The 24655-nt window shown below is 69.8% G+C and carries 24 protein-coding genes and 3 pseudogenes; 14 read left to right on the forward strand and 13 right to left on the reverse strand.

What is annotated here, in order from left to right; translation table 11 throughout:
• The first annotated feature begins 45 nt into the window (after positions 1-45).
• The 4 genes from MOV08_RS42790 (at position 46) to MOV08_RS42805 (ending at position 3763) form a co-directional block, all read left to right on the forward strand.
• A complete protein-coding gene (locus MOV08_RS42790) occupies positions 46-726 on the forward strand; it encodes an adenosylcobinamide amidohydrolase (protein ID WP_275311551.1) in 681 nt (226 codons plus the stop codon).
• Between the two features lie 359 nt (positions 727-1085).
• A complete protein-coding gene (locus MOV08_RS42795; RefSeq protein ID WP_275311552.1) occupies positions 1086-2105 on the forward strand; it encodes a bacteriocin fulvocin C-related protein in 1020 nt (339 codons plus the stop codon).
• Between the two features lie 51 nt (positions 2106-2156).
• Positions 2157-2720: a DinB family protein gene (locus MOV08_RS42800; RefSeq protein ID WP_275311553.1), complete on the forward strand. Its 564-nt coding sequence runs from the start codon at positions 2157-2159 to the stop codon at positions 2718-2720.
• Between the two features lie 137 nt (positions 2721-2857).
• The gene (locus MOV08_RS42805; protein ID WP_275311554.1) at positions 2858-3763 is read left to right on the forward strand and encodes an NADP-dependent oxidoreductase; all 906 of its coding nucleotides are present in this window, start codon (positions 2858-2860) and stop codon (positions 3761-3763) included.
• A 193-nt stretch (positions 3764-3956) separates the two neighbouring features.
• Here the strand turns inward: MOV08_RS42805 and aac(6') are convergent, their stop codons facing one another.
• Positions 3957-4430, reverse strand: coding sequence for an aminoglycoside 6'-N-acetyltransferase (gene aac(6') / locus MOV08_RS42810; RefSeq protein ID WP_275311555.1), 474 nt, complete (start codon positions 4428-4430; stop codon positions 3957-3959).
• Between the two features lie 34 nt (positions 4431-4464).
• The gene (locus MOV08_RS42815) at positions 4465-4830 is read right to left on the reverse strand and encodes a hypothetical protein (RefSeq protein WP_275311556.1); all 366 of its coding nucleotides are present in this window, start codon (positions 4828-4830) and stop codon (positions 4465-4467) included.
• Positions 4831-5205: 375 nt separating this feature from the next.
• Here MOV08_RS42815 and MOV08_RS44320 point away from each other — a divergent pair.
• Positions 5206-5337: pseudogene (locus tag MOV08_RS44320) on the forward strand (IS5 family transposase); the annotation flags it as partial.
• On the opposite strand, the gene MOV08_RS42820 reads toward MOV08_RS44320, so the two are convergent.
• Positions 5321-5863, reverse strand: a complete 543-nt coding sequence (locus tag MOV08_RS42820; RefSeq protein ID WP_275311557.1) for a GNAT family N-acetyltransferase — start codon at positions 5861-5863, stop codon at positions 5321-5323. The pseudogene MOV08_RS44320 and the gene MOV08_RS42820 overlap by 17 nt on opposite strands.
• Positions 5864-6255: 392 nt before the next feature.
• Here MOV08_RS42820 and MOV08_RS42825 point away from each other — a divergent pair, with 392 nt between their 5' ends.
• Positions 6256-6639 (forward strand): AQJ64_40280 family protein, encoded by a 384-nt coding sequence (locus MOV08_RS42825; RefSeq protein ID WP_275311558.1) that lies wholly within the window; start codon positions 6256-6258, stop codon positions 6637-6639.
• A gap of 490 nt (positions 6640-7129) precedes the next feature.
• Positions 7130-8011, forward strand: a complete 882-nt coding sequence (locus MOV08_RS42830) for a trypsin-like peptidase domain-containing protein (protein WP_275311559.1) — start codon at positions 7130-7132, stop codon at positions 8009-8011.
• A gap of 116 nt (positions 8012-8127) precedes the next feature.
• Here the strand turns inward: MOV08_RS42830 and MOV08_RS42835 are convergent.
• Positions 8128-8661, reverse strand: a pseudogene (locus MOV08_RS42835) (aldo/keto reductase); the annotation flags it as partial.
• Positions 8662-8795: 134 nt separating this feature from the next.
• Between MOV08_RS42835 and MOV08_RS42840 the strand changes: the two are divergent.
• Complete coding sequence (locus MOV08_RS42840) at positions 8796-9839, forward strand: PLP-dependent cysteine synthase family protein (protein WP_338057367.1); 1044 nt, start codon at positions 8796-8798, stop codon at positions 9837-9839.
• A gap of 276 nt (positions 9840-10115) precedes the next feature.
• Here MOV08_RS42840 and MOV08_RS42845 read toward each other — a convergent pair whose 3' ends face one another.
• The gene (locus MOV08_RS42845; RefSeq protein ID WP_275311560.1) at positions 10116-10697 is read right to left on the reverse strand and encodes a TetR/AcrR family transcriptional regulator; all 582 of its coding nucleotides are present in this window, start codon (positions 10695-10697) and stop codon (positions 10116-10118) included.
• An 85-nt stretch (positions 10698-10782) separates the two neighbouring features.
• Here MOV08_RS42845 and MOV08_RS42850 point away from each other — a divergent pair, with 85 nt between their 5' ends.
• The 4 genes from MOV08_RS42850 (at position 10783) to MOV08_RS42865 (ending at position 13990) form a co-directional block, all read left to right on the forward strand.
• Positions 10783-11541 carry a class I SAM-dependent methyltransferase gene (locus tag MOV08_RS42850; RefSeq protein WP_275311561.1) on the forward strand — a complete coding sequence of 253 codons (759 nt, stop codon included), beginning with the start codon at positions 10783-10785 and terminating at the stop codon, positions 11539-11541.
• Between the two features lie 283 nt (positions 11542-11824).
• Positions 11825-12496, forward strand: a complete 672-nt coding sequence (locus MOV08_RS42855) for an ArsR/SmtB family transcription factor (protein WP_203232759.1) — start codon at positions 11825-11827, stop codon at positions 12494-12496.
• The gene (locus MOV08_RS42860; protein WP_275311562.1) at positions 12493-13233 is read left to right on the forward strand and encodes an SRPBCC family protein; all 741 of its coding nucleotides are present in this window, start codon (positions 12493-12495) and stop codon (positions 13231-13233) included. Before MOV08_RS42855 ends, MOV08_RS42860 begins: the two co-directional genes overlap by 4 nt.
• 184 nt (positions 13234-13417) lie before the next feature.
• Positions 13418-13990 (forward strand): dihydrofolate reductase family protein, encoded by a 573-nt coding sequence (locus MOV08_RS42865; protein ID WP_275311563.1) that lies wholly within the window; start codon positions 13418-13420, stop codon positions 13988-13990.
• Between the two features lie 101 nt (positions 13991-14091).
• On the opposite strand, the gene MOV08_RS42870 is transcribed toward MOV08_RS42865, so the two are convergent.
• The 3 genes from MOV08_RS42870 to MOV08_RS42880 all read right to left on the reverse strand — a co-directional run bounded on the left by MOV08_RS42870 (position 14092) and on the right by MOV08_RS42880 (position 17250).
• A complete protein-coding gene (locus tag MOV08_RS42870) occupies positions 14092-15051 on the reverse strand; it encodes an alcohol dehydrogenase catalytic domain-containing protein (protein WP_275311564.1) in 960 nt (319 codons plus the stop codon).
• 213 nt (positions 15052-15264) lie between these two features.
• Positions 15265-16095, reverse strand: a complete 831-nt coding sequence (locus tag MOV08_RS42875; RefSeq protein WP_275311565.1) for an META domain-containing protein — start codon at positions 16093-16095, stop codon at positions 15265-15267.
• Positions 16096-16386: 291 nt separating this feature from the next.
• Positions 16387-17250, reverse strand: a complete 864-nt coding sequence (locus tag MOV08_RS42880) for an SDR family NAD(P)-dependent oxidoreductase (protein ID WP_275311566.1) — start codon at positions 17248-17250, stop codon at positions 16387-16389.
• A 58-nt stretch (positions 17251-17308) separates the two neighbouring features.
• Between MOV08_RS42880 and MOV08_RS42885 the strand changes: the two genes are divergently transcribed.
• Positions 17309-18037 carry a TetR/AcrR family transcriptional regulator gene (locus MOV08_RS42885; RefSeq protein ID WP_275311567.1) on the forward strand — a complete coding sequence of 243 codons (729 nt, stop codon included), beginning with the start codon at positions 17309-17311 and terminating at the stop codon, positions 18035-18037.
• A gap of 455 nt (positions 18038-18492) precedes the next feature.
• On the opposite strand, the gene MOV08_RS42890 is transcribed toward MOV08_RS42885, so the two are convergent.
• The 5 genes and pseudogenes from MOV08_RS42890 to MOV08_RS42910 all read right to left on the reverse strand — a co-directional run bounded on the left by MOV08_RS42890 (position 18493) and on the right by MOV08_RS42910 (position 24021).
• Positions 18493-19827 carry a M14 family zinc carboxypeptidase gene (locus MOV08_RS42890; protein ID WP_275311568.1) on the reverse strand — a complete coding sequence of 445 codons (1335 nt, stop codon included), beginning with the start codon at positions 19825-19827 and terminating at the stop codon, positions 18493-18495.
• Between the two features lie 542 nt (positions 19828-20369).
• Positions 20370-21131 carry a pirin family protein gene (locus MOV08_RS42895; protein WP_275311569.1) on the reverse strand — a complete coding sequence of 254 codons (762 nt, stop codon included), beginning with the start codon at positions 21129-21131 and terminating at the stop codon, positions 20370-20372.
• A 194-nt stretch (positions 21132-21325) separates the two neighbouring features.
• Positions 21326-22011, reverse strand: a pseudogene (locus tag MOV08_RS42900) (hypothetical protein).
• 118 nt (positions 22012-22129) lie between these two features.
• Positions 22130-23344, reverse strand: a complete 1215-nt coding sequence (locus tag MOV08_RS42905; protein WP_275311570.1) for a sensor histidine kinase — start codon at positions 23342-23344, stop codon at positions 22130-22132.
• 11 nt (positions 23345-23355) lie between these two features.
• Positions 23356-24021: a response regulator transcription factor gene (locus tag MOV08_RS42910; protein ID WP_275311571.1), complete on the reverse strand. Its 666-nt coding sequence runs from the start codon at positions 24019-24021 to the stop codon at positions 23356-23358.
• Between the two features lie 125 nt (positions 24022-24146).
• On the opposite strand from MOV08_RS42910, the gene MOV08_RS42915 reads away from it, so the two are divergent.
• Entirely contained in the window at positions 24147-24635 is a 489-nt protein-coding gene (locus MOV08_RS42915; RefSeq protein ID WP_052287303.1) for a hypothetical protein, read from the forward strand.
• Positions 24636-24655 lie beyond the last annotated feature (20 nt).

Raw genomic sequence — 24655 nt, forward strand, 5'->3', positions numbered from 1 at the left:
CTCGGCGCCGTCCCCCTCCCCGGCCACACAAGGAGTGCCTGTTCGGTGAGCGCCGTCATCCCACCACCCCGCACCACCACCGGACTGCTGCCACCGCAACAACTCACCCGCACCGAGGACGGCGAACAGCTGCACGCCCTGCTGTGGCGGGCGGGTGCGGGCTGGCGGATGATCAGCAGCGCCGTACTCGGCGGCGGACTGGGGGAGCGCGCCTGGGTCCTCAACGCCCAGGTGTCCCACGGCTACCGACGCACCGACCCCGACCGGCACCTCGCCGATCTCGCTGCCGAGGCCCACATGGAGGGGCCGGGGGTCGGGCTCATGACGGCCGCCGACGTCCGGGCCTACGGCCACGCACACGACGGAGGCGTCGAGGCCACCGCCACCGCGGGGCTGGGCGTACGGGGCTGGGCCGCCTCCCCGGCCCAGGGCGCGATCACGCCCGCCCGCCCCGGCACGATCAACATCGTCGTCGCGCTCCCCGTGGCGCTGACCGACGCTGCGCTGGTCAACGCGGTCGTCACCGCCACCGAAGCCAAGGTCCAGGCCCTGCTGAACACGGGCCACGACTGCTCCGGAACGCCCACCGACGCCGTGTGCATCGCGGCCCGCGCACCGTGCCCGGGCGAAGAACCCCACGCCTTCGCAGGTCCCCGCTCACTGTGGGGTGCCCGCCTGGCCCGAGCCGTCCACCGCGCCGTGCGGACCGCTGTGCACGCGCCGTGACGCCCGGCCGGCACTGAAATCCCCGGGCGCTCGCCGCCGCATGCACCCGCGCAGCGCGTACGCATGACGCCCTGAAGCGATCAATCACCCCATACGTCACTCCCGCATGGATACCCGCATGGATACCCGCATGGATAGGGGAAAATGTCCGAACTTCCCCTGTCCTCGGCCGCCGATACGCACCACAGTCACAGCTGTCCGAAAGCCGCTGCCGTCTTCCCCCGTCAGCGACCTCGTGCTGTTGCGGCCCTTCCCAGGAAGGGCCACGCCCTGTCGGCGCAGGGCAACACCCGCGAGGCGCCTTCCAGTTCGGCGATACCGGCAGCTGCTCCCCACACTCACCGACGAGAGGGCAGCACATGTCGACCACGACACGATGGATCCTGACGTTCGACTCCTCCTGCGGCACCTGTTCGGCGGTCTCGTCCGCCGTCGCCGGGGCCAGCAGGGGCAAGTTGGAGGTGATGCCGCTGACCGACGCAGCGGTACGACGGTGGCGCGCGGAAGCCATGGGCCCCGACCCCGTGTGGGCGCCGACCCTGTTGCGGGTGACCGGCGGCTCGGCCCGCGCCTGGACCGGCCCCCGGATGACCCCGCCACTGGTGCGTCGGCTGGGGGTGCGGGCGACCGGTCGCGTGCTGGTGGCGCTGGGCGAGCTGCGCCACGCGGCCCGCACCGGGCGGAACGTTCCGGCCGCGGACTCCGCCGTACAGCAGGCTCGCGCCGGCGTGAGCCGCAAGCGGTTCCTGCTGCTCGCGGGCGGCGTCAGCACAGCGGTCGGCATCACCGCCGCCGGACGGACACCGGCATTCGCGCGCTCGGCAGACACCGAAGCCCGTGCCTGGGTCGCCGCGCACCGAGACACATTGCCGCGCACCTACGCCGACATCGCCCCACTTCCCTCGGCGGTGCGGCAGGCGGTGCTGGTGGAGTTGTCCCCGACGGAGCGCAGCCGGGTGTGGACCGAGCACCTGACGACGTTCCGGGCCGCCCATCCGTCCCTGACCGCGCAGCAGAGCCGCGTCCTTCAGGACGCACTCGCCCTGGCAGGCTCCGAGGCCACGTTCGCGGCAGGTGAGCCGACCAAGGGCTCGGCACTCCAACGCCGTATCTCGGCGGTGGAGGCAGCGGCGAAGGAGACGTTCGGCGTGGCGGACAGCGCGGCACTGCTGGTCACGCTCGGCCCCGCCGGCGCCACCCAGGCACACAGCGGCCGGAGCCGGACGGCCGCCGGCATCCAGGACACCTGCAACTGCAGCACCACGTCGGTGTGGTGCACCGTGTGGGAGGGCCCGCACTGCAACTGCTGCTTCTGCGGCGTGACCTCGGGCTGCGGCTTCCTCGGCCTGTACCAGTGCAACGGAACCTGCACCAAGTGACCGACCCGGACGGGGTTCCGAGGACGGCCACTCGGGGCACACCATACGAGCATGAAGATTCCCGACCGCCGGATCGAACTGTTCACCGGCACCGGCACCGAAACAGGCACCGACAGCGAGCACCGATTCAGCGGCCCCGCGACCGGCGACGAGCGAAGCATGCTGGTGGCCATGCTGGACGCCCAGCGCGCCACCCTGAAGCTGAAGTGCTCCGGACTGGGACCGGAGTTGGCCGTGCGCTCCGTGCCCCCCTCCTCGCTCTCCCTCCTCGGCCTCGTCAGGCACCTCGCCGACGTGGAACGCCGCTGGTTCCGAGCCGTGCTCGCCGGCCACGACGTCGAACTGCGCTTCTCCTCCACGGACGTCCCCGAGGGCGACTTCGACGGCGCGGGCCCCGGGGCCGTCGAGGAGTCCTGGGCGGCCTGGCACGCCGAGGTCGCTTTCGCGGAGGCATGCGTCGCCGATGCCCCGCATCTCGACATCGAGGGTCAGGATCCCTGGCGGGGCACGGTCTCCCTGCGCTGGGTACTCATCCACATGATCGAGGAGTACGCTCGCCACAACGGACACGCCGACCTGATCCGCGAACGGATCGACGGAGCGGTCGGGGTGTGACCCCGAGCGGCCGTCCGGCCCGGCCCGGCATCGACGAGATCGAGCACGCTCGGCCGCCGGCGCGACAGAGGCGGGAATCCCCACATCATCACGAGGGTTGCACGACACATCAGCAACAGTCGTGTGAAGGGCTCTCCGTGCGCGCCATACAGATCGATCAATTCGGCACCCCCGACGTTCTCACCCTCGTCGAGGCTCCCCGACCTGAACCAGGCCCTGGAGAGGTACTGATCCGGACCATCGCGACCAGCATCAATCCCGTCGACGACAAGACCCGAGAAGGAGCCATCGGCGCAGGGACGCCCCCGCTGCCGATGACGCTCGGCTGGGACCTGGCCGGCGTCGTGGTCGACGGGGGAGACAGCGAGCTGCGCGCAGGGGAACGCGTCATCGCCATGTCGCATCAGCTCAGCTCCGGACGGGGCACCTGGGCCGACCTGGTCGCACTCCCCACAAAGGCCGTGGCCGCCGCGCCGCAGGCGGTCAGTCTGGTCGAGGCCGCGACTCTGCCGCTCCCCGGGCTGACGGCCTGGCAGACCCTGAACTGGCTTGCGGTGTCTGCCGGCGAACGGCTGCTGATTGCCGGTGCCGCCGGTGCGGTCGGCGGGCTGGCACTCCAGATGGCCCGGGCACGAGGCGTCGAGGTCGATGCGCTGGTCTCTCGTGACACGCAGGTGGCCTTCGCCCGCGACCACGGCGCGGGCGTTGTCGCCACCGACCCCGACGCGTTTCAGGACCGCAGTTACGACGCGGTCTTCGACACCTTCGGGGCTTTCCTGACCGAGACTGTGAAGGACGGCGGCCGGTACGCCTCGATCGCCACCCAAGCCGGTCCGGTCCCTGACCTGTCCTCACGAGGAGTGCGCACCACCGTCAACCAAGTGCACGAGGACGGCACCGGGTTGAGCGCACTGACCAAGCTCGTCGACGACGGCTCACTGCGGTTGCGTGTGCACTCCGCTTACGGCCTGCAGGACATCCGAGCTGCGCACCAACGCTTCCTCCAGGGCAACTTGTCCGGCAAGATCGCCATGACCTTCTGACCACGCCCACGCCCATGCCCATGCATGCCCATGGCCCTCCGGCACCCGCCCCGGGCCTGACGCTCCCCGAACCCTCGCCGAGCCCGGATGAGGATGGCAGCGAGGGGGAGGGGAGAGAGACGTACTGGTGACGGCGGGAGCGGACACCGCCTCACGCGAGGTGTTCGGAAGCCGCCCGTCAGGTCAGGGCACGTCAGGTCAACTCCTCGGCAAGCAGGTCCATCAACAGTGCGTCCTGCCAGAGTCCCGTCTGGTGGTCGCGCCCGTACGCGCGCATGATCCCCACCGGCCTGAACCCGACCTTGCCGTAACTGCGGATCGCCGCGGTGTTGGCCGCAGCAGGATCGATGGTCAGCCGGTGATGGCCGCACTCCCGCACCAGCCACCTGGCCAGTGTGCGCACCGCGTCGGTACCCAGCCCCTTCCCGTGATGTCGTGCGGTCAGGAAGATGTCGATGCCGGCACGGCGGAACTCGGGATCGGTCTCTTCCTCGAACTGCACCGCACCGATGACCTCGCCCTCGAAGACGATGGCGAGCATGCCCTCGTAGTCTTCCGGGGGAGACCACCACGCCGCGACTTCCGGCTCTCTCACGATCCCGTCGAGAACCTCACCCTCGCCGTCTCCCACCGGCCGCAGTACGACGTCATCCCCACGCAGCTCCATACCTCCATTATCCCTCGGCAACGAGACCCCTGGTCTAGGGGTTGGGACCATCCCGCGTTTCCATGAAGACCCTGGTCAAGGCCGTGGGGTCGCCGGAAGAAGGTGACTGGGACCGACGCGCGGGTTCGCCACCAGCCTCCCCAGTGATGCCCAGATCACGACGCATCGCCTCTCGCATGGCGTCTATCAAGGACCACAGCGCATGTTGTGCGTCAGCGGCCGATGGCAGGCTTTCGTCTGGCCGGTGATTGCCCTGCTCCAGGCGTTTGACCTGTCCATGGACCCGGGCCAGTGTCTCGTTCAGCTCGTGAGCCGGGGCAATCACGGCCTCGGACGCAATCATCAGGGCCTCGGACCATCGGTCACGGTAGGCGTCCTTGGTTTCTTCCAGCGCCCGCATGTCCCCGTCCCCGGGCGTACGGTCGCGCATGACGTACAGGTGACGGCTGAGGGCCGTGGCAAACTGCCGTGCGTCCCGGTGCAGTTCCGAATAGCAGCTCCGTCGGAGTTCACGGTTCTGCAGATGGAGACGACCGCAGCTCGCCACCTCGGTCGGCCTCCCTACACTGAAAGTCCGCCGACACGGTCTGACTCGACGGCCTCTCGCACCCCGTCGGCTTCTCACCCCCCCGTCATCTGCGTGACGACCCGGGACGGCACCTCTTCTCCTCCCGCGCCCTGTGACCCGTCATCGCACCCGGCGGCCATGTGGTCGGCATGCGACGTCCGCTCGTCGCCGTCCGCCGCCCATCCGAGAGCCCCATGTGAGGACTGCAAGGCCCGGCACGCGGTCGAGTGCGGCATCGATCGCCTCAAGAGACATCGAGCCGTGGCCACCAGGTACGACAAACTCGCGGTCCGCTACGAGGCTGCCGTCCTCGTTGCCGCCGTCAACGAGTGGTCGTGACGTACTGGTCCGACGACAACTCGAACACCCGGACTCGCCGGCCGCCGGCGGGATTGACGGTCTCGCGGACCGGGTGCATCCCCAGTTTGGTCATGATCCGTTCGGAGGCGTCGTTGCCCACTTGAGTGATGCTGACGATCCGCTCCAGCCCTCGCTCTTCGAATCCGAACCGTACAGCGGCCGCAGCGGCCTCGGTGGCCAAGCCCTGCCCCCAGTGGGAACGTCCCAGTCGCCAGCCGACCTCAACCGCCGGCAGTACCTCCGGCAAGAAGCCGGGTACCGAAAGGCCGGTGAACCCGGCCAGCTCGCCAGTCGACCGGATCTCCACGGCGAACAGGCCGAAGCCCTGTGACTCCCACTCGCGCTCCCATGCCTGGATCCCTCCGCGAGTCTGCTGTTCGTCACGGACGCTGCCGTCACGGATCCACCGCATGACCTCGGGGTCGGCATTGACGGCAGCCATGGGCGCAACGTCTTCCTCGCGCCAGCGACGCAGGATCAAACGGGGAGTCTCAAGCGTGACCATCCCATCATTCTGGATCAGAAAATGGGCCCTCCGCCATCCTCGCCAGGCACTTTCGAAACACGCCCTTGCACCCCCTCACCTGCTGGGACGCATCAGCATCCGTCACGACGTCCCCCTGCCTTGGCTGATTCCGCTGGTCGAGTGCCCGTGGAACGCCCCGGCCGTCACCGGAAGCAGCGGCCGCAGCCGGGCCTCGGGCTGGGGACCAGTCGACATTGAGCGCTCCATGCACCCGTGGGGCGTGCTCGTTCCGGCCCGAGCAACCTTTGTGAGCGCCGGGTGGTCTTGTCGGATGCCGAGGGCGGGGGTGGGGGCGGGGCGGTGAGTGTCCTCGTCGACGTGCCGGCATAGGGACAGAAGCAGATTCGCCGAGTGCCTGAGTGAGGGTGGAGATGACGAACCTGAACAACGTCGTCACGTGGGTGGACGCACGCGAGAGGCTGCCTCGGAGCGGAACACCGGTGGCAGCCGCGATCACGGGCCGGTATCCAGCCGACAGCTCGGCTGATTCCGATGCGGCGTTGGGCGAGGAATTCTGGTTGGTGATGCCGATGTACTTCACGACTCTGCACTGGAGCGAGGACGGGGCGGAGCACAGGGACTGCTTCGTCGACTCCGACGGGGTTGTCCGTCTGCCCTATGGCCTTGCCAGCGCTGAAACCGTGACGCACTGGGCTGAGCTGCCCACCCTGCCAGGTGGGATGACGCGCCTTGTTCTTGGGGAGGGCGTGCAGCCGGCTCTCCAGAACGCATGGGGCACTCGTCCCGCAACCTGACCCAGAGCCTGCTCGGAAGCCTCGCGCGAGGCGGATACGGGCCCTTGATCTCGCGTCAGCCCGGCCTGTTGCGGCAGCGCACGCCGAGGCTGAACCCTCAGTGGCGGCGGTGATTGCCGGATTGACCATCAGGGCGAGGTTCGTCGTCCACCACCGCCCGCCACCTCCTCGCCGAACCCATGGGCACAACTACGGCCACAAGAGAGCTGTGGGACACCGCAGTTGTGGACAACAAGCAATCCGTCGAGCGGGCGCGGGTCAGCGGCGGTGAAGACAGTACGCACGACCGAAAGTCTCACGGGTGTTCCGTGCGCACCGCTGAACTCCGTTGAGGCAGCGTACCTTTGTGATCTCCGGTCAATTTTCCACTGTTCTCGGAAGCCCATTGCCCTGGAGCGCACTCCAGCACAGAATGCGCGTGACAAATCCGGAGTGGCGGAGGGGAACCGACGCCGTGGACCTCCGGACACAGAACTGAGAGGACCCCCACATGTATCGACCTCTCGTCGGCACCCTGGCCACCGCCGTGCTGGGAGCCGCCGCGTTGGTGACCGCCGCCGCCCCGGCGGGCGCGGCCCCGGTCGGCGCCGCCGCGCACCACAAGCCCAAGCCGCCGCGGACCCAGGCCGTCGACTTCGCGGGCACGGTGGCGCTGGACGACTGTTCCGGATCGATCGTCAAGATGCCCACCTCGCAGCCGAACGACCCGGCGCTGGTGATGACCAACGGCCACTGCCTGGAGAGCGGGATGCCCACCGCTGGCCAGGTGATAGTCGACCAACCTTCCAGTCGCAGCTTCACCGTCCTGGACAAGTCGGCCGGCGACCTGGGCTCGATCCAGGCCACCAAGGTCTCCTACGCGACCATGACCGACACCGACGTGACGCTCTACGAGACCGGCTCGACCTACGCGCAGATCGAGCAGAAGTACGGGATCAAGCCGCTGGAGCTCTCCACCGACCACCCCACCAAGGGGGCCGGGATCAGCGTCGTCTCCGGCTACTGGAAGAAGACGTACACCTGCAGCATCGACGGGTTCGCGCCCACGCTGAAGGAGGGCGACTGGACCTGGAAGGATTCGGTCCGCTACACCCGGGAGTGCAACGTGATCGGTGGCACCTCCGGTTCGCCGGTGATCGACAACTCCACCGGCAAGGTCACCGCCATCAACAACACCATCAACGAGAACGGTGAGCGCTGCACCGTCAACAACCCGTGCGAGGTGGACGAGAACGGCAACGTCACCGTCCATAACGGCATCGGCTACGCCGAGGAGACCTACGGCATCCCCAAGTGCTTCGGCACCGGCAACAAGCTCGACCTGAACGCCGCGGGCTGCACCCTGCCCAAGCCGTCGAGCCTCCGTCACTGACGGACGGCTGCTGACGGAATCCGCGCTCGACGGACGCGGGCAGTGAGGAACCAGGTCCCGTGCGTGCATCGCGTGCACGGGACCTGGCCGTGGGGGCGGGGGAGGGGCGGACCTGATCAGCGCTCCAAAAGCTGCATGCCGGCTTCATGGTGGGTGGCGCCTGCGGCCGCGGGGAGGCTGTTGAGCTTCTCGATGTGCGCGGCGGCCAACTCGATCCGGTCGGCTGCGGTGTTCTCCTCCACACGGTCGACCCGCTTGGTGCCGGGGAGGGGCGCGATGTCCCCGTCCTGGGCCAGCAACCGGGCCAGGGTGACCCGCGCCGGCGTGGCATCCGCCTCCGCCGCGCCGGCCGCCACCTCGTCGGCGATCCGCAGGTTGCGTCGGAAGTTCCCGCCGGTGAACAGCGGGTTGTCACGGCGGAAGTCACCTTCGGCGAAGGCGGTTTCGGAGCGTACCTCGCCGGTCAGGAAGCCGCGCCCCAACGGCGCGAACGGCACCAGGCCGATGCACGGCTCTCGCAACGGCGGCGGCACCCGCGCCTCCAGGTGCTGGGCCCACAGCGAGTACTCCGACTGGACTGCGGCGAGGGGACGCACCGCATGGGCGCGCCGGATCGTCTCGGGCCCGGCCTCGGACATGCGGACACGCCCGAAGAGCAGCCGGCACCCTGCGACGCACCACACACCGCCGGCTACGCACGCCACCGCCGTCCACCCGCCGCACGAACCAGGACGACGAATGGGAGGCTGCTCCCGATCTTCGGCCTTTACGGCAGACTGCTGCGATGGACGTCTACGAATCCCTTGTCGACGTGGTCGGCAACACCCCGCTGGTACGTCTCAACCGGATCACCGCGGGCCTTTCCACGCCGATCTACGCGAAGTTGGAGTACGTCAACCCGGGCGGAAGCGTCAAGGACCGCATCGCGCTGTCCATGGTGCGGGCGGCCGAGGACGCCGGACTGCTGCGACCGGGCGGCACCATCGTCGAGACCACCTCGGGCAACACCGGGGTCGGCCTGGCCATGGTGGCAGCCCAGCGCGGCTACCGCTGTGTGTTCACCCTGCCGGAGAAGAGCAGCGCCGAGAAAGTGGCGGTGCTGCGCGCCTACGGTGCGCAGGTGGTGGTCTGCCCCGGCGACGTGCCCCGCGAGCACCCCGACCACCCCAGGTCGGCGGCGGAGCGGATCGCCCGGACCACGGCCGGCGCATGGCTGGTCGACCAGTACAACAACCCCGCCAACCCCCGCGCGCACCACGGCAGTACCGGCCCGGAGCTGTGGCGACAGACCGAGGGCCGCATCACACATCTGGTGGCGGGTGTCGGTACCGGTGGCACGATCAGCGGCACGGGCGGCTACCTCAAGGAGGTGAGCGGCGGCCGGGTCCAGGTGATCGGCGCAGACCCGGAAGCATCCGTCTACTCGGGCGGGCCCGGCACCGCGTACGCCGTGGAGAGCATCGGCCTGTTCCGTCACCCCGAGACGGTGGACGACTCCTGGCCGGAGTCGTTCCACACCGATGTGGTGGATCGCTTCGAGCGGATCAACGACCGCGACTCACTGCTGACCGCCCGCCGACTGGCCCGCGAGGAGGGGCTGTTGGTGGGCGCGTCCGCAGGGACCGCGGTGGCCGCCGCGCTCCGGGTCGCCGCCGGGCTCGGCCCCGACGACCTGATGGTCGTGGTGATCCCGGACTCCGGCCGCAACTACCTGAGCAAGGTGTACGACGACGAGTGGCTGCGCGAGCAGATCGGCGACGACCTCCCGGCCGGTGGCGCGCAGGAGGCCGACCGAATCGACCCTGAGCCGAGGTCACCAGACACGTGAGCCGAGGTCGCTGGAGATTGACATGCCGTCATCTGAGCCTGGCCGCACCGTACTTCACTTTCGGTGTGACTGGGCCGGTTGGTGACTGCCTCGGTGAGGTGCTCGTCGCCCGCGTCCCGGCGTCGGCGCCCGCCGAGCCCTCGACACCCTGCTCGACTCCCTCGGCGAGGCCGTCACCCTCGTCGCGCACGGGCACAGGCGGCTCGGCCGCATCCTCGGGCGCCCCTCGGCCGCGCCGCGCCCGTCAAAGTGGAGGGGACACGCGCCGCCACCCCGTCACATGGCCGTCCGGCGGAGCACGGTGTCGATGATGAGGTCGATCTCCCGGGGGCTCGGGGGCTCGCCGGTGAGCAGAAAGCTCTGCAGTATCAGCGCGGGACCGGTGCGGGCGGCCAGCGGGTGGACGATCTCGGGGCCGAACTCGCCGCTGTGCACGCCCGCGCGCAGGATGGCTTCGATGCGTTCCAGGCGTGGCGTGATGATCCTCTCGGCGAACATGGCACGCAGTTCCGGCTCGTGCAGCATGTCGACGATGAACTCGATGCCCGGGATGAGGGTTCTGCCCGACAGTACGTCGTTGAAGGCGCCCAGGGCGCCGGCGAGGTTGTCCCGGGTGGAGTGCTCCGGGTTCGGTTCGGGCAGCGGGGGCAGGGCGTAGCGCAGGGCGTCCAGAACCAGGGGCTGCTTGCCGGGCCAGCGCCGGTAGAGCGCGGCCTTGCCTGTGCCGGCACGGGTGGCGATGCCGTCCATGGTGAGTCGGCCGTAGCCGTTCGCGGCCAGCTCGTCGAGCGTCGCGACGTATATCGCGTGCTCCAGTTCCGTACCCCGGCGGCGGCCGGGCGTCGCACTCTCTGCCATGGGTCCGACAGTAGACGCTGACGTTCCCTTCTGCCTACACTCGCTTTAGTGAACAACCTCGTCTACTAGAAGAGGTGAGGGTTGAATGACCGATCTGCACACCGCGCATGACCACCAAGGCGGCCAGGAGCCGGCATTGGACTTCGAGGCGATGTACCAGGGGCGCGAGGTCGCCTTCGGGGCGGACGGCGAGCGCCGGACGGACCTGATCCCCTGGCAACTGGACGCCCCCCAGCCACTGGTCGTCGAGCTGGAGGCGGCGGGTGAAATCACCGGGCCGGTTCTGGAATGCGGCTGCGGCCTCGGGGACAACGCCTTGTTCCTGGCCGGCCGCGGCCATCAGGTGACCGCCTTCGACGCCGCCCCCTCCGCGATCGAGCGCAGCCGGGCCAAGGCCGTCGCCGCCGGCAGCCCGGTGACCTTCATGGTCGCCGACGCGACGGAACTGCAGGCCAGCGGCGTCCCTGGCGGCTTCCGCACGGTCGTCGACAGCGCCATGCTGCACTGCCTGGACGCCGAGCAGCGACGGGCGTACCTGGCTGGACTGCGTCAGGTGTGTGCCCCCGGCGCAACGCTTCATGTCCTCTGCTTCAGCGGCGAGTTGGCCGCTCATCTGCAGATGCCGGCCGCCACGGACGAGCGCAGCCTGCGCGAGGCCCTCCGCGACGACTGGACGATCCGACGCATGGAGTCCCGCCACTACACCACCGGTTTGACCCACCAGGAGTGGCAGAAGTTGGCGCCTGCCGTCTCGGGCGGCTCGGAGCAGGGCGACCTCGTGGCCGTCGACGAGAACGACAGGGTCCTCCTGCCCTTCTGGCGGATCACCGCTGAACTGACGTGATCGACCGCAGCCAGGCTCGGGGGGCTTTCTCGGCACGCCCGAGGAAGCCCCCCCGGGGGCATTGCTCTCCGTGGTCATGGCCGGGGCGGACGTCCGCAGTCAGATGCTCCCCCGGGCCTGGATCTGCCCGGGATCGACATCGCCTCCGTGTCCCGTGACTTTTGGTGCCGCGCGGTCGACGTGGGGATCGCGACCCGGCGCAGCCCGTGACCGCCGTGCCAGCCCCGCCGCCGACAACTCTTCCTTCCTTGACAAAAATATTTGTCGGATGCAGCCTGGAGCAGTGCTGGAAGTCGCTGTGATCGAAGAACCCGCGGCGGCCGAGGCGTCCCTGGACCCGATACGGTCCCGGATCCTCGCCGCCCTCGCCGAGCCGGGTTCGGCCGCCATGCTGGCCGGCCGCCTCGGACTGCCCCGGCAGAAGGTCAACTACCACGTGAAGGAGCTGGAGCGGCACGGGCTGGTCGAACTGGCCGAGGAACGCCGCAAGGGCAACGTCACCGAGCGGATCTACCGCGCCACCGCCGCCTCCTACGTGATTTCCCCCAGCGCCCTGGCCGCCGTCAGCCCCGATCCGGCGCGGTCGCCGGACCAGCTTTCCGCCCGCTGGCTGCTGGCGCTCGGATCCCGGCTGGTGCAGGAGGTGGGAGCGCTGCTGACCGGTGCCGCCCGGGCCCGCAAGCGGGTCGCCACCTTCGCCGTCGACGCCGAGGTGCGGTTCGCCTCCGCGGCCGACCGGACGGCCTTCGCGGACGAGCTGACCCGGGCCGTGACGGCCCTCGTCGGCCGCTACCACGACGAGTCCGCCCCAGGGGGCCGCAGCCACCGGGTCGTCGTCGGCCTCCACCAGATCCCCGCACCACAGCTCACCGACAAGGACGCGCAGACCGATCCGCAACAGCCCCGGGGGACCGACGCAACGGAATCCGGAGCAGGACAGGACCACCGACCATGACGCACCCATTCGAGATCGAGCTGGAGTCGACCCTGCCGGCGAGCCCGCAGCAGGTCTGGGACGCCATCGCCACCGGACCCGGGATCGACTCCTGGTTCATGGGCCGCAACGAAGTGGAGCCGCGCGAGGGCGGCACCGCGGCCATGGACACCGGTGGCCACCGGGAGGAGGCGGTGGTCACCGCCTACGAACCTGGTACGCGATTCGCCACCCGTACGGGCACCGGCGAGGATGGCCGGTTCATGGCCTTCGAGTACCTCATCGAGGGTCGGGACCAGGGCAGCACCGTGCTGCGCGTGGTCCACAGCGGCCTGCTGGGCGACGACTGGGAGGACGAGTACGACGCATTGCGCCGCGGCTGGCCCTTCCACCTCCACACCCTGCGCGAGTACCTGACGCACTTCCCCGGCCGCACCGCCGTCCCCGTCTTCGCCCTGGCGATGCCGCAGGAGCAGTCGCCACGAGAGGTGACGGCGGCACTCACCCGCGCCCTGTCGCTGCCGGCCTCGATGTCCGCGGGCACGCCGGTACACGCGCAGCCGGCGGGCCTGCCGCCGCTGAACGGCGAGGTGGTCTGGGCGGACGACGAACGCTTCGCGATCCGGACCGACGACGGGCTCTACGCCTTCCACCACGGCACCGGCGGGCCGGTGTTGATGTTCCACCACCTGTTCGGCGCCGACACGGACGGTGCCGAGACCGCCTGGCAGAAGTGGCTGACCGGGCTTCTCGCCTGACCCCCCACAGCACACGACGCGTCCGCCCGGACAAGCTCCCGGCGAACCCCGTCACGCGAGCCGCCGCAGGAACCGCCGCCCCGGCGGCGGCTCCCCGACCCCTTACCGCCGGACGCTTCGGCCCGTCATGCCCGAGCGCATGCCGAGCACCGGACACCGCACACGAGAGAGCACGGAGTCACCCATGCGCACCCTGATCAGTACCGCCTTCATCTCGCTCGACGGCGTCGTCGAGGCCCCGGGCGGCGAGCCCGGCTACCGCAACTCCGGCTGGACCTTCAAGGACATCGAGTTCGTCCCCGAAGCGTTCGAGATCAAAGGGCGGGAGCAGCAGGAAGCCACCGCGATGCTGTTGGGTCGAACCAGCTACGAGGCGTTCAGCCCCGTCTGGCCGGACATGGAGGAGTTCGCGCACTACAGGACGATGCCGAAGTACGTCGTCTCCACCACCCTCACCGACCAGGACCTGGTGGCGAACTGGGGCCGGACCACCGTGCTCCGCTCGCTCGACGAGGTCGCTGCCCTGAAGGAGACCGAGGGCGGCCCGATCATCGTCCACGGCAGCGCCACCCTGAACCACGGCCTCTCCGACGCGGGCCTGATCGACCGCTACCACCTGCTCGTCTACCCCCTGCTGCTCGGCGCCGGAAAGCGCCTGTTCAGCACCACGGACAAGGACACCCAGAAGCTGAAGCTGGTCGAGCACGAGGTCTACAGCAACGGCCTGCAGAAGCAGGTCCTCGACGTCGTCCGCTGACCGGCGCCGGCGGACGCGCTGCACAGCGGCGACGCGATCGAAGCCGGCAGGTCAGGGCCCCGCGGTATGACGGCTGCGGGGCCCGGCGGCCGGCGGGGAAGTCACGATGGCAGCATGACGACCTTGCCGAACTTCCCCGGACCGGCCAACCGGGCGTAGGCGTCGGAGCAACGGTCCAACGGGAAGGCCACGTCGACAGGCACCCGCAGCCGGCCCTCGGCCAGCAGCGGGACGACGCGGGTGCGCACCGTGGCCGCGAGGAGCGCCTTCTCCGCGGGGGAGCGGCCTCGGATGGTGGTGCCGATCAGCTGGGCGCGCGCAAGCATCAGGTCGAACATCCGCAACGGTGCCACCGCCCCGCCCTGAACGCCCACGACGAGGACCTTCCCCCGAGTGCGCAAGAGTGCGACCCGCCGCAAGCAGTCCTCCCCGCCGACCAGTTCGACGACGACGTCATACGGCGCCCGTCCGCCCTCCTGACCGGGGAGCACCACCTCTACGGAGCTGCCGGCGGGGGCAAGTTCCTTCAGTCGGCCGTGTAGTTCGGCCCGGCGCGCACTTGCCACGACATGGGCGCCGGAAGCGGCGGCCACCTGCACCATGGCGGTGCCGACGCCACCCGCGGCCCCGGTGACCAGAACCCGATCCCCTGCGCGCACCCCGGCCTGGACCACCAGCGCGTCCCATGCGGTGCTGAACGCCTCCGGGAAACCTGCCGCCTCCTGCCAGGACAACCCGGCGGGTACCGGCAGCAGCACGTCGGCGGGCACCGCGATCCGCTCGGCGTGGCCACCGCCGCCCACGAGGGCCATGACCCGGTCGCCGACGCTCACTCCCGTGACCCCCGCACCGACCTGCTCGACCTCACCGGCGATTTCCAGCCCGGGGATGTCGGCCGGCCAGCCTGGTGGTGCCGGGTAGTCACCCCGGGCCTGCTGAAGGTCGGCCGCGTTGAGCCCCGCGGCGTGCACCCGCATGGTCACCAGGCCGGGCCCGACCACCGGATCCGCGCGCTGTTCGAGCCGGAACGCACCCTTACCGTCGATCACCACTGCTCGCATGCCGGCGAATCTACTCTCCCGGTGCGGCGCGCCAGCAGGAGGCATGCCCCGGGCCGCACCACCGGAGAATCGGCGCGATACCGCTCCCCGCGGATCCCTTGCCGGCGACGTGGTTCGGGACGCCGACGCATGGGTATCCGCCGCTGCCGTCACCGGAGTTGAAGCTCATGCGTCGGATACGGCCTGGGCCCTGGCCGCCGGTGCGGTTCTCTCCTACCGTCGCGGTATCCCGCGCAAGCTGAACCCGTGCTCTCTCGCGGGAAACGCCAAGTCCTCGTTGAGGGACATGCTGAGAGTTTCCGGCTCCGCCCAGTACGAGTAGTTCAGTGACTTCTTGAGGGTCGCGAGGACACTCGCCTCTTCTTTCATGACCTTGTCGCTGCAGGTGTGCTGCGTCGTCAGTTCCGCTTCGTCGAAGTAGAGATGGGTGCCGGTGAACGTGGCTTCGGCGGTGAAGTCGTTGCAGCCGAGTTTGCCGCTCACCTGGCCGTTGTCGTGGAAGTCGAAGTACATCTGGTCGCCGGCGGCGAATTCCGGGCCGTGCTCGTCGTAGAAGGTGGTGTCGACGAGCTGCCACCTGATCTGGAAGAAGTCCGCGCGCCTTGCCTGTGCGAGCTGGATGTCGTGGCCCTGTTGGTTCTTCATGTGCAGTTCGCGGGAGTATCCGGGGGTGTGCTTCGTGGAAAGCGACAGCTCGCCGCTGAAGGCGGCTTTCACCTTCTTCTCGAAGTCTGCCAGTGTCGGATCGGCGGCGATGTCCTCCGGGTGGCACGGGCCCGGACCTTCCGACGGAGGGGCGGGGGAGCGGGAGGGGGCGGGCAGGGGAGTCACCTCCTTGCCCAACGTGAGGTGTGTCGCCGTCACTTCGGCTTGCGCGTGGAAGGGCGTGCAGCCGTAACTGCCCGATGCCGTGCCGTCGTCGTGAAGGGCAATCCATCCCCTGGCCTGGCTCGGCAGGGTCTCCTCATGGCCATCGATCGAGAAAGCCTGGATCGCCCAGACGCCTCCCGACAGCAGCCCCCCGGCACCCGCCGGCCGCGGCATCGCCGGCGACGGGGTGGCCGAGGCGCCGGCCGACGCGTCGCCGTCCCGCCGGCCGGCAGCGGGCGGCGCACCCTCGCACGCGGAGAGCGCGAGGAGCGTCGCTGCGCCGGCTGCGACGGTTGCGAGGGAGGCTCTTCGAGGCAAAGACATGAGAGGGAAGACGCAAGATCGTCCTGCCTGGTTCCGGATCAGTCGCGCATGCAGCCCACTCGACGGGCTCCGGCCGAGCTCATTGCTCGTTGGTCGGGCCCATGCCTGGCCGCCCCTCTGCCGGTTTGGCCGGTCGCCGACCTACTTGACGTCCGCCGGGAGTTCGACCGGGTACTCCGCGTCGAAGTCGGCGGAGAGGGAGACGGCCTGCCAGGCTTCGGCCTCGGCGATCTGCTGCCGCGAGTAGTCGAGCGCCATCCGGGCCGCGTTCGCGCCCAGGAGCAGGTGACTGGGGAGGTGCTCGCGCTTGACCACGCGCACCAGGATTCCGGCGGCGCGGTCCGGATCGCCGGCGATCCGGCTGCCGCGGACCCGGTCGGTGAAGGCGCCGACGGTCGCCTGGTATTCCGGCGGGACGTCCTGGACGTCCATGGAGGAGCCGGCCCAGTCCGTGGCGAAGCCGCTGGGTTCGACGACCAGATAGCGGATGCCGAACGGCGCGGTCTCGGTGGCGAGTACGCGGGTGAGGCCGTCGATGGCGAACTTGGCCGCCTGGTAGGAGCCCAGGCCGGAGCTGCCGCCCACCCGGCCACCGATGGAGGAGAACTGGACGACGATGCCGCCGCCCTGTGCCTTGAGCAGGGGAAGTGCGGCCTTGGAGACGTTGTACACGCCCCAGAAGTTCGTCTCGAACTGGCGGCGGAAGTCGTCCTCCGGAGCGGTCTCGACCGGGGCGACGTTCGCATAGCCGGCGTTGTTGACGATCACGTCGATGCGGCCGAAGCGGTCGCGGGCGGTGTCGAGCGCGGCCGTGGCTGAGGCGGCGTCGGTCACGTCGAGCGCGACCGGGAGGACCTTGTCACCGAACCGTTCGGCCAGGTCGGCGAGGTGTTCCGGCCTGCGCGCCGTGGCGACGACCTGGTCGCCCGCTTCCAGGGCGGCGACCGTGAGGGAGCGGCCGAAGCCGCGGGACGAACCGGTGATGAACCACGTCTGGGTTGCCATGGCGTTAGCAAAACACGGTTGCGTTAATACCGCAACCCGGTTGCGCTAGGGTGTCCGCATGGTCAGCCGCAGTCAGCCCACACGCGCCCGGAGTCCCGAAGCCAAGCGCGCCCGCGAGGCCGCGATCCTCGACGCGGCGGCCCGACTGGCCACGGCGAACGGCATCCGATCGGTGACGTTGACCGACATCGCCGCGGAGGTCGGCATGCACAAGTCGGCGATGCTCCGCTACTTCGAGACCCGGGAAGAGATCTACCTCCGCCTGGCCGCCGCCGGGTGGGAGGAGTGGTCGCGGGCGGTGCGCGAACAGCTCGCCGACGTGGCGTCCGACGCGGACGGCAACCACCCCGCGGACGCTCTGAGCGGCCCGGACCAGGCGCCCGGCCGGCACGCGATCGCCGGTCTGCTGGCCGAGTCGCTGGTGGCGCGGCCGCTGTTCTGCGACCTGCTCGCCCACACGCCCATGAATCTGGAACGCAACGTCTCCCTGGACAACGTCCGATCCTTCAAGCTGACCGCCCTCGCCGAGTTCGCGGCCGTGAGTGAGGCACTGCGCCGGGTGGCCGCGCTGAACCCGGCGCAGGCCGGCAACGTCGTCGCCACGGCCACGGCGATGGCCGGAGCGCTGTGGCAGATGGCCGCCCCGGGAACCGAACTGCGCCGCCTCTACGAGTCCGACCCGGATCTCGCCCACGCCGTCGTCGACGTAGCCCCCCGGCTGACCGACATCCTGAGCGCACTGATCCTCGGCTACCGCGCCGGCGGGCATAAGATCCCCCGTCGTTAGGGCACAGCGCGGACCGATGTCACGGCCGAGGCTACGTGCAGAAGTGCGAGGAGATCGGAGCCGTCGCGCTTGCTGCCTGAGGCCGGCACCTGGGCCAACGGCGACTCACCTGGAGACCTGCCGGCCCTGCACGGCCCTCACTCGGATCGTTGCCGCTGAGGGAGAGTCCGATCGCTGTGACCGCCAGGGGACGTCACCTCAGCCCTGGCGGCCTCCGCCGCCGGCCGATGCGCACGTCCGGAGGCGCGTCGCCGGTCGGTTGGGGTCGGGCCCCAACTCGCCGGGCCGGACCGCACAGGGCCGCGCCATGTATTCCAGGCATGAACGGCCAAGGCGCTGGTCGCGTTCTGCGCGCGGGAGCGCGGCGGGATCCTCGCCTGCGTCGATGCCGGGCGGGAGCGCACGCACGGCACACGGTGCCGGTGACGTCGCGCTCCCGAACCGGTCTGCGCTTGTCAGTGGTTCTCGGCCGTCGTCCGGTACGGTGCCGCGGCCTGCTTCGCCGCGTAGAGGAGAGCGGGCTTCATCTTTGGCCAGAAGTAGCTGTCCTGGCACGAGAACGCCGGGGTGAACCCTGAGCAGTTGCGGCCGTCACTGTCACCTATCTCGATGGTGAGACTGGCCAGTCCCAGCTTGTCGTACGTCCAGTCGTCGGTGCCTCCGGACGCGTCGTAGAGGATCTCGCCGGCCTGCCCGGACTGGTATCCGGTGAGCGAACCGAGCCGTCCGGCGAGCGCGCGCAGCGCGGCGTCGTTGCCGGTGTGGATGGTGTGGTCGGCCTCCCAGGGGAGCAGGACCATGCTCGCGTCGCTGTGCAGGCTGATCATCAGGCCCTTGGCGGTGACCGGCGCCGGGTCACTGTCGCCGGTGCCCGTGCGCACGGCCGGGTACAGCTGGCGGAACAGGCCCTCCAACGCGGTGTTCTCCGGTTCGGAGTCGGCGGCGGGGCCGAGGTAGATCTCGCTGCACGGCTCGGTGGAGGTGCCCTCGCCGCCCCAGTGGGTGCCCGCGTTGCGGTTGAGGTCCACGCCGACCTGGCCGTTCACGTCGCAACTGCCGCCTTTGGAGTCATCGGCGTTCTTGCGCTGGAGGATGGGGTTGTCCCCGCCCTGGGCGACGATGTCGACGCCGTCCGGGTTGGTGATCGGGACCACCCACATCTCGGTGGAGTCCATCAGCGCGGTGATGTCGGGGTCCTTGCCGTAGTCGTTGGTCAGGGTGTCGATCCAGCGCCAGGACACCTCGCCCGTGGTGAGTTCCCGCGCATGGATCTGGCTCATCAGGAAGAAACGCGGCTTGGGCGCCTGGGGGTTGAGTTGGCAGTCGCCCTGCTTCATCTTGGTGATGCAGATGGCCTTGAGGTCGCGACCGCCACGCCCGTTCTGTTTGAGCCAGGACTTCCCGTAGGTGACGACCTTGGCCATGTCCGGGTGCTGCGCGGCGACTTGGTCGAGGTGGGCGTAGTGCGCGTCAACGGTGTGGTAGCCGCCGTCGTAAGTGTCGTCGACGCCGCCGCCCGTGCGGGCCGCGCGCGGCTGGTGGGCAAGGGGCTTGTGCATCGTCTCGACGGCCGTCGGGGAGAAGCCGAGCCGGCGCAGCCCACTCGCCGTCGACGGGTCGCCCATCACGAACAGGTCGTCACCCTGACGCCGCTCGATCAGGTCGTATCCGGCGGAGATCAGCTTCTGCGCGTCCCGCCGGTCATGGGTGGGGACACGGTAGACGACCACGGTGCGTTCGCCGGACGCGTGGGTCTTCTGCGGCGCCCGGGCGAGGGCTGACGGGGACATCGGGGACAGGGCCGTGAGAGCCAGGACCATCGCTGCCGCAGCCGTGGTCACGAGGCTTTTCCGGGGCATGACATGGCCTTCCGTGGGGGGTGAGGGGCATCGGCATGCGGACGGGACGCGGCCTTCGCGCACGCCTCGCCCGCGCCGGCTTCCGGAAAGCCGGACTATGGGGCACTCCGGTCGCCTTGGCTGATGCCATTGGGCCAATCGGAGGCATGATGCCCTGCACCTGCCCTGTGGAGAAGGGGAATTCCCGGACATCCTTGAGGCCGAAGTCGTCGAACCTGTCCGGGAGTTCGGCGGCGGCCACCCGCGATGCGGGGATGCGCGCGAACCCGGCGTCCCGCGACGCCGTCCCTCGCGAACGCCCCTCAGAATCCGCGGCAGAACCGGCGGCGGAACCCGCGGCGGGGAGTGCCTGGAGCCGCGTGGAGGCATGGTGGACGGCCGGGCCCGGCCCGGCCGTCGTGCGCGTCGTCACTCACCTCGACCGCTCACTCACCTCGCAGCTCACACCGCGACCGCTCACCGCGACCGCTCACTCATCGCATCGAGACGGCGGCGTTCATCTCCCACATCAGGACTTCCGCGCCCTCCGGGCCGGCGGTGATGCGCTGTCCTTCGGCGCGCGTGACGCGCCCCGCGTCTCCCGTGGCCAGCGGCCCGGCGCCTTCCAGCCCGACGCTGCCCCGGGCGACGAAGAGGTGCGCGAACGGGGCGGTGACGATCTGGAGCGTCTCACCGGGACGCATCCGGCTGACGTGCAGCGCAGCGTGCTTCTGGCGGATGCCGATCGCCCGCTGGTCGGCGTGCTGGGACATGCCGGAGGCCAGGGTGGTCCAACCTCCGCGAGCGAGTTCGTCGTTGATGTCGAGCTGCTCGTAGCCGGGGCGGATGCCGGCCTCGTCGGGGATCACCCACATCTGGATGAAGTGGACCGGGTCCTGGTGCTCGGGTCGGCCGGTCAGGGTCCACGAGTCGTTCTTCTCGCTGTGCAGGATGCCGGTACCGGCGCTCATCCGCTGAGCCAGGCCCGGGTAGATCACGCCGTTGTGGCCCTCGGAATCCTGGTGGACGAGGTTGCCGTCGAGCACCCAGGTGACGATTTCCATGTCCCGGTGCGGATGGGTGTCGAAGCCGGTGCCCGGCGCGACGATGTCGTCATTGGAGACCAGCAGCAGCCCGAAGTGGGTGTTGTCGGGGTTCCAGTGGTGCGAGAACGAGAAGGAGTGGTGGGAATCCAGCCACCCGGCCCGGGTGTGGAAGCGCTCGTCGGCGCGACGGACGTCGAGGGTCGAAGCCATCGTGCGGTCCTTTCTGGCTGGTGCAGGCGGTCTCGGGCCTGCGGTTCTGGGGCTGAGGTCGGGTGTCGGTGGCCCGACGGGAGAGATCCTCTCTCACTTGGTTGAATCATAAACAAAATGCGGGGGTGGGGGTATTCCACGACATCGGACCGGGGCGTCCGACCAGGGCGTGGGGCCGGGATCCGGGACCGCGGTCAGTAGACGATCGACACGATCCGGCAGGCGGCTTCGGCCAGGTCACGCTCGCCGTCGACGCGGGCGTGGGCGCGGGCCGTGGCCGGCTGGGTGCCGCGGGTGCACAGACGCCACGCGGTCTCCGTGTCCAGACGGACCAGGGCGGTGGGACGGGCGGTGCGCGGCTCGGCCAGTGACCAGCGGGGCCCGGTGGCCGTGACGGTCCAGGTGCCGCCGGCAGATCCGTCGACCCGCACCTGGATCTGCGTGCCGACCGGCGCTCGGACCTCGTGCAGGGTGTGGGGCAGGGCCCGCATGAAGGTGTCCAGGACCACGGACAAGAACCGCGGATCGGGGTCGGTGTCCTGGCCGACGGCATGGCGGATCTGCTGGCGGTGGGTCCAGAACTCGGTGAAGTCCCGGGCGCTGTCCAGCCACATCGGCGCCGGGTCGACGCCGGCCCAGGACACGCCCAGCGACGATGCATCGGGGTCGGTGCGCTCGAAGAACCGGGCCACCTGCCCGTCCGTCAGGCCGACGGTATCGACGAGCGCGGCCGGGCTCACCCGCGCGCAGGCATCCACCCATCTGCTTCCCTGGTCCAGTCGATGGGTGCCAGGCCGCGGAGCGTGGCCATCAGCGCGGCGTGTTCCGGAGCGAACAGCGAGCGGGCGTCGAGCGGGCGTCGATCGGGGGGCCGAGCCAGGAACGGCTCTCCAGGTGAGGGGCGGGGAGTACATGACCAGATCCTGCCGGTCGAATGACCTGATGGCTGCCGAAAATCCCTTTCGGGCACTGCCCGGCCGGTAACGGTGCTGCGGCGTTCACGAACCCCCGTCGGGGGTGGGGAAGACGACCCGGACGGTCAGTCCGCCGTCCGGATTGGCCTCGGCGTCGATGCGGGCCCGGTGGGCGCGGGCGATCGAGGCGACGATGGACAGGCCCAGGCCGGCGCCCTCGCCGCGCGCGTGCCGGCGTTCTTCCAGGCGGCGGAAGGGCTCGAAGAGGTACGGGACGGTTTCCGGCGGCACTTGGGGGCCGGTGTTGGTGACCTCCAAGGTCCGGCCGCGCGCGGTGACCGTGACGTGCCCGCCGTCGTGGTTGTGGCGGAGGGCGTTGCCGACGAGGTTGTGCACGAGGTGCGTCAGCAGTACCGGGTCGCCCTGCACCGTCACGGGTGCGGTCTCGGTCCGGACGGTGAGGCCACGGTCGCGGACCTGCTGCGATGCGGTGTGCTCGGCGGTCACGGACCGGACGAGTCCGTCGAGGGCGACCGGTTCGTGGTGGTCCAGACCCTGGTCGGAGACGGAGAGCAGCAGCAGGCCCTCGACGAGCCGTTCGCTGCTGTCGGCGACCTCGATGAGCTTACGGCGGATGCGTGCGACGGCCTCCGGGTCGGAGGTGGCCAGTCCGATCTCCGCCGCCGCCCGCTGCACCGCCAGCGAGGTGCGCAGCTCGTGCGCGGCGTTCGCGGCGAACCGCTTCTGCGCGCCGACGAGGTGTTCCAGGCGGTCGAGCATGGCGTCGAAGGTGTCGGCGAGTCGTTTCAGCTCACCGTCGGGGGCGTCCAGCGCGATGCGCTCGTGGAGGTTCTCCCCGGACAGTCGCTGTGCGGTGCGGGTGATCACTCCGACGGGGCGCAGCACCCGCCCGGCCATCCACCAGGCCAGCACCACCGAAATGACGGCGAAGACGGCCAGGGTGATCAGGGAAATGGTCAACAGCTCGTTCTGGGTGGCCTGTTCGGCGGCTCGGGTGAACGTCCTGACGGCCTCGGCGGCCTCCGCGTCGCCCTGGGCGGGAACGGGGCCTGGAGAGGCGAGTTCGGCCGACGCGTAGGGGGAAGGGGCGGCGCCCCCGGGAATCTCGTCGGGGCGCCGCGCCACCGCCGTACTGATCGTGGTGTACAGCCCTTGGGCCACGAGGAAGTTGATCAGGCCGATGAGCATGGCTCCGGCCAGTACCAGCAGTCCGCCGTAGAGCGCGGTCAGCCGCGCCCGCTCGCCACCGGGCAGCCGCATACGTCGGACGCGCGGCATGGAAGGCCCGGTCACCTGGCTCCGCCGATGCGGTAGCCGTGGCCGGGCACGGTGTCGATGACCGAGGGCTCGCCGAGTTTGGCGCGGAGCTTGCTCAAGGTGACCCGGACGGCGTTGGTGCGGTAGCTGGTGTTCTCCTCCCAGACCCGATCGATCAGGTCGTCGCCGCTGACGACGGCCCCCTCGGAGCGCATCAGCACCTCCAGCACCCCGAACTCCTTGCGGGACAGCGCGAGGTAGCGGCCGTCGCGGAATGCCTGCCGGCGGGCCGTGTCCAAGGTGAGGCCCGACCGCTCGATGATCGGCGGCAGGGCGGGCCGGGCGCGGCGGCCCAGGGCCAGGACGCGGGCGAGCAGCTCCTCGTAGGCGAAGGGCTTGGCGAGGTAGTCGTCCGCGCCCAGGCCGAGCCCTTCGACCCGCTCGCGGATTGAGCCGGCGGCCGTGAGCATCAGGACGCGTGTCAGCAGGCGCGCCTCGACGACCTGGCGGCATACCTCGTCGCCGTGCAGGCCGGGCAGGTCACGGTCGAGGACGAGCACGTCGTAGTCGCCCAGGAGCAGCCGATCCAGAGCCGTGCGACCGTCGTGCGCGACGTCGACGGCCAGGGCATCGCGCCGCAGCCCCTCGGCGACCATCTCCGCGAGGAATTCCTCGTCCTCCACGACAAGTACACGCATGACATCCACGTATACCCGAAAGCGGCATTTCGTCGGCATAAACCTCTTCGCTGAGAGAAACGAAATGCGGGCGCGTGCCAGCCTCCGTGCCGTCGATCACTCGTTCTCGGACACGGAGGAATTCCATGGTGAACATCAGGCACGGTATGGCGGCTGCGCTCGTCACCGGAGTGACATTGCTCGCGGTCAGCTGCACCGGAGGCGGCGCGGGCGCCGGCAAGGACAACGGTGTGCAGGGCTCGGACGTATCGGGAAAGGGCGCGAAGGCGGACGACGCCTACACATACCGTCAGTGCCTGCGCGAACACGGCGCGAAGGTGGACGAGCCCAAAGACGGCCAGGCCATGGGCATCCAGGGGGACGACAAGAGCATCAAGAAGGCCATGGACGCGTGCAAGGACCTGCCCGGTGCCGGAAAGGAAATGACTCAGGAAGAGCAGGAGAAGGCCCTCGACCAGGCCGTCAAGTTCGCGAAATGCATGCGTGAGCACGGTGTCGACATGCCGGACCCACAGCTCAAGGACGGCAAGCTGACCGCGATGCGCGGGGACACCGACGTGAGCAAGGACAAGCTCGAAAAGGCCCAGAAGGCGTGCAATGACAACGGGCAGTGAGCGTAGGCGTCCGGCCAGAA

The organism is Streptomyces yunnanensis (assembly GCF_029011865.1).
Classification (GTDB): Bacteria; Actinomycetota; Actinomycetes; order Streptomycetales; family Streptomycetaceae; genus Streptomyces; species Streptomyces yunnanensis.

What these genes read in the sequence shown, in the direction of transcription:
- MOV08_RS42795 (WP_275311552.1), top strand. Translation starts at nt 1,086, where the DNA reads ATGTCGACCACGACACGATGGATCCTGACGTTCGACTCCTCCTGCGGC.
- MOV08_RS42800 (WP_275311553.1), top strand. Translation starts at nt 2,157, where the DNA reads ATGAAGATTCCCGACCGCCGGATCGAACTGTTCACCGGCACCGGCACC.
- MOV08_RS42815 (WP_275311556.1), bottom strand. Translation starts at nt 4,830, where the DNA reads ATGCGGGCGCTGGAAGAAACCAAGGACGCCTACCGTGACCGATGGTCC.
- MOV08_RS42820 (WP_275311557.1), bottom strand. Translation starts at nt 5,863, where the DNA reads ATGGTCACGCTTGAGACTCCCCGTTTGATCCTGCGTCGCTGGCGCGAG.
- MOV08_RS42825 (WP_275311558.1), top strand. Translation starts at nt 6,256, where the DNA reads ATGACGAACCTGAACAACGTCGTCACGTGGGTGGACGCACGCGAGAGG.
- MOV08_RS42830 (WP_275311559.1), top strand. Translation starts at nt 7,130, where the DNA reads ATGTATCGACCTCTCGTCGGCACCCTGGCCACCGCCGTGCTGGGAGCC.
- MOV08_RS42840 (WP_338057367.1), top strand. Translation starts at nt 8,796, where the DNA reads ATGGACGTCTACGAATCCCTTGTCGACGTGGTCGGCAACACCCCGCTG.
- MOV08_RS42845 (WP_275311560.1), bottom strand. Translation starts at nt 10,697, where the DNA reads ATGGCAGAGAGTGCGACGCCCGGCCGCCGCCGGGGTACGGAACTGGAG.
- MOV08_RS42850 (WP_275311561.1), top strand. Translation starts at nt 10,783, where the DNA reads ATGACCGATCTGCACACCGCGCATGACCACCAAGGCGGCCAGGAGCCG.
- MOV08_RS42860 (WP_275311562.1), top strand. Translation starts at nt 12,493, where the DNA reads ATGACGCACCCATTCGAGATCGAGCTGGAGTCGACCCTGCCGGCGAGC.
- MOV08_RS42865 (WP_275311563.1), top strand. Translation starts at nt 13,418, where the DNA reads ATGCGCACCCTGATCAGTACCGCCTTCATCTCGCTCGACGGCGTCGTC.
- MOV08_RS42870 (WP_275311564.1), bottom strand. Translation starts at nt 15,051, where the DNA reads ATGCGAGCAGTGGTGATCGACGGTAAGGGTGCGTTCCGGCTCGAACAG.
- MOV08_RS42875 (WP_275311565.1), bottom strand. Translation starts at nt 16,095, where the DNA reads ATGCCGCGGCCGGCGGGTGCCGGGGGGCTGCTGTCGGGAGGCGTCTGG.
- MOV08_RS42880 (WP_275311566.1), bottom strand. Translation starts at nt 17,250, where the DNA reads ATGGCAACCCAGACGTGGTTCATCACCGGTTCGTCCCGCGGCTTCGGC.
- MOV08_RS42885 (WP_275311567.1), top strand. Translation starts at nt 17,309, where the DNA reads ATGGTCAGCCGCAGTCAGCCCACACGCGCCCGGAGTCCCGAAGCCAAG.
- MOV08_RS42890 (WP_275311568.1), bottom strand. Translation starts at nt 19,827, where the DNA reads ATGTCCCCGTCAGCCCTCGCCCGGGCGCCGCAGAAGACCCACGCGTCC.
- MOV08_RS42895 (WP_275311569.1), bottom strand. Translation starts at nt 21,131, where the DNA reads ATGGCTTCGACCCTCGACGTCCGTCGCGCCGACGAGCGCTTCCACACC.
- MOV08_RS42905 (WP_275311570.1), bottom strand. Translation starts at nt 23,344, where the DNA reads ATGCCGCGCGTCCGACGTATGCGGCTGCCCGGTGGCGAGCGGGCGCGG.
- MOV08_RS42910 (WP_275311571.1), bottom strand. Translation starts at nt 24,021, where the DNA reads ATGCGTGTACTTGTCGTGGAGGACGAGGAATTCCTCGCGGAGATGGTC.
- MOV08_RS42915 (WP_052287303.1), top strand. Translation starts at nt 24,147, where the DNA reads ATGGTGAACATCAGGCACGGTATGGCGGCTGCGCTCGTCACCGGAGTG.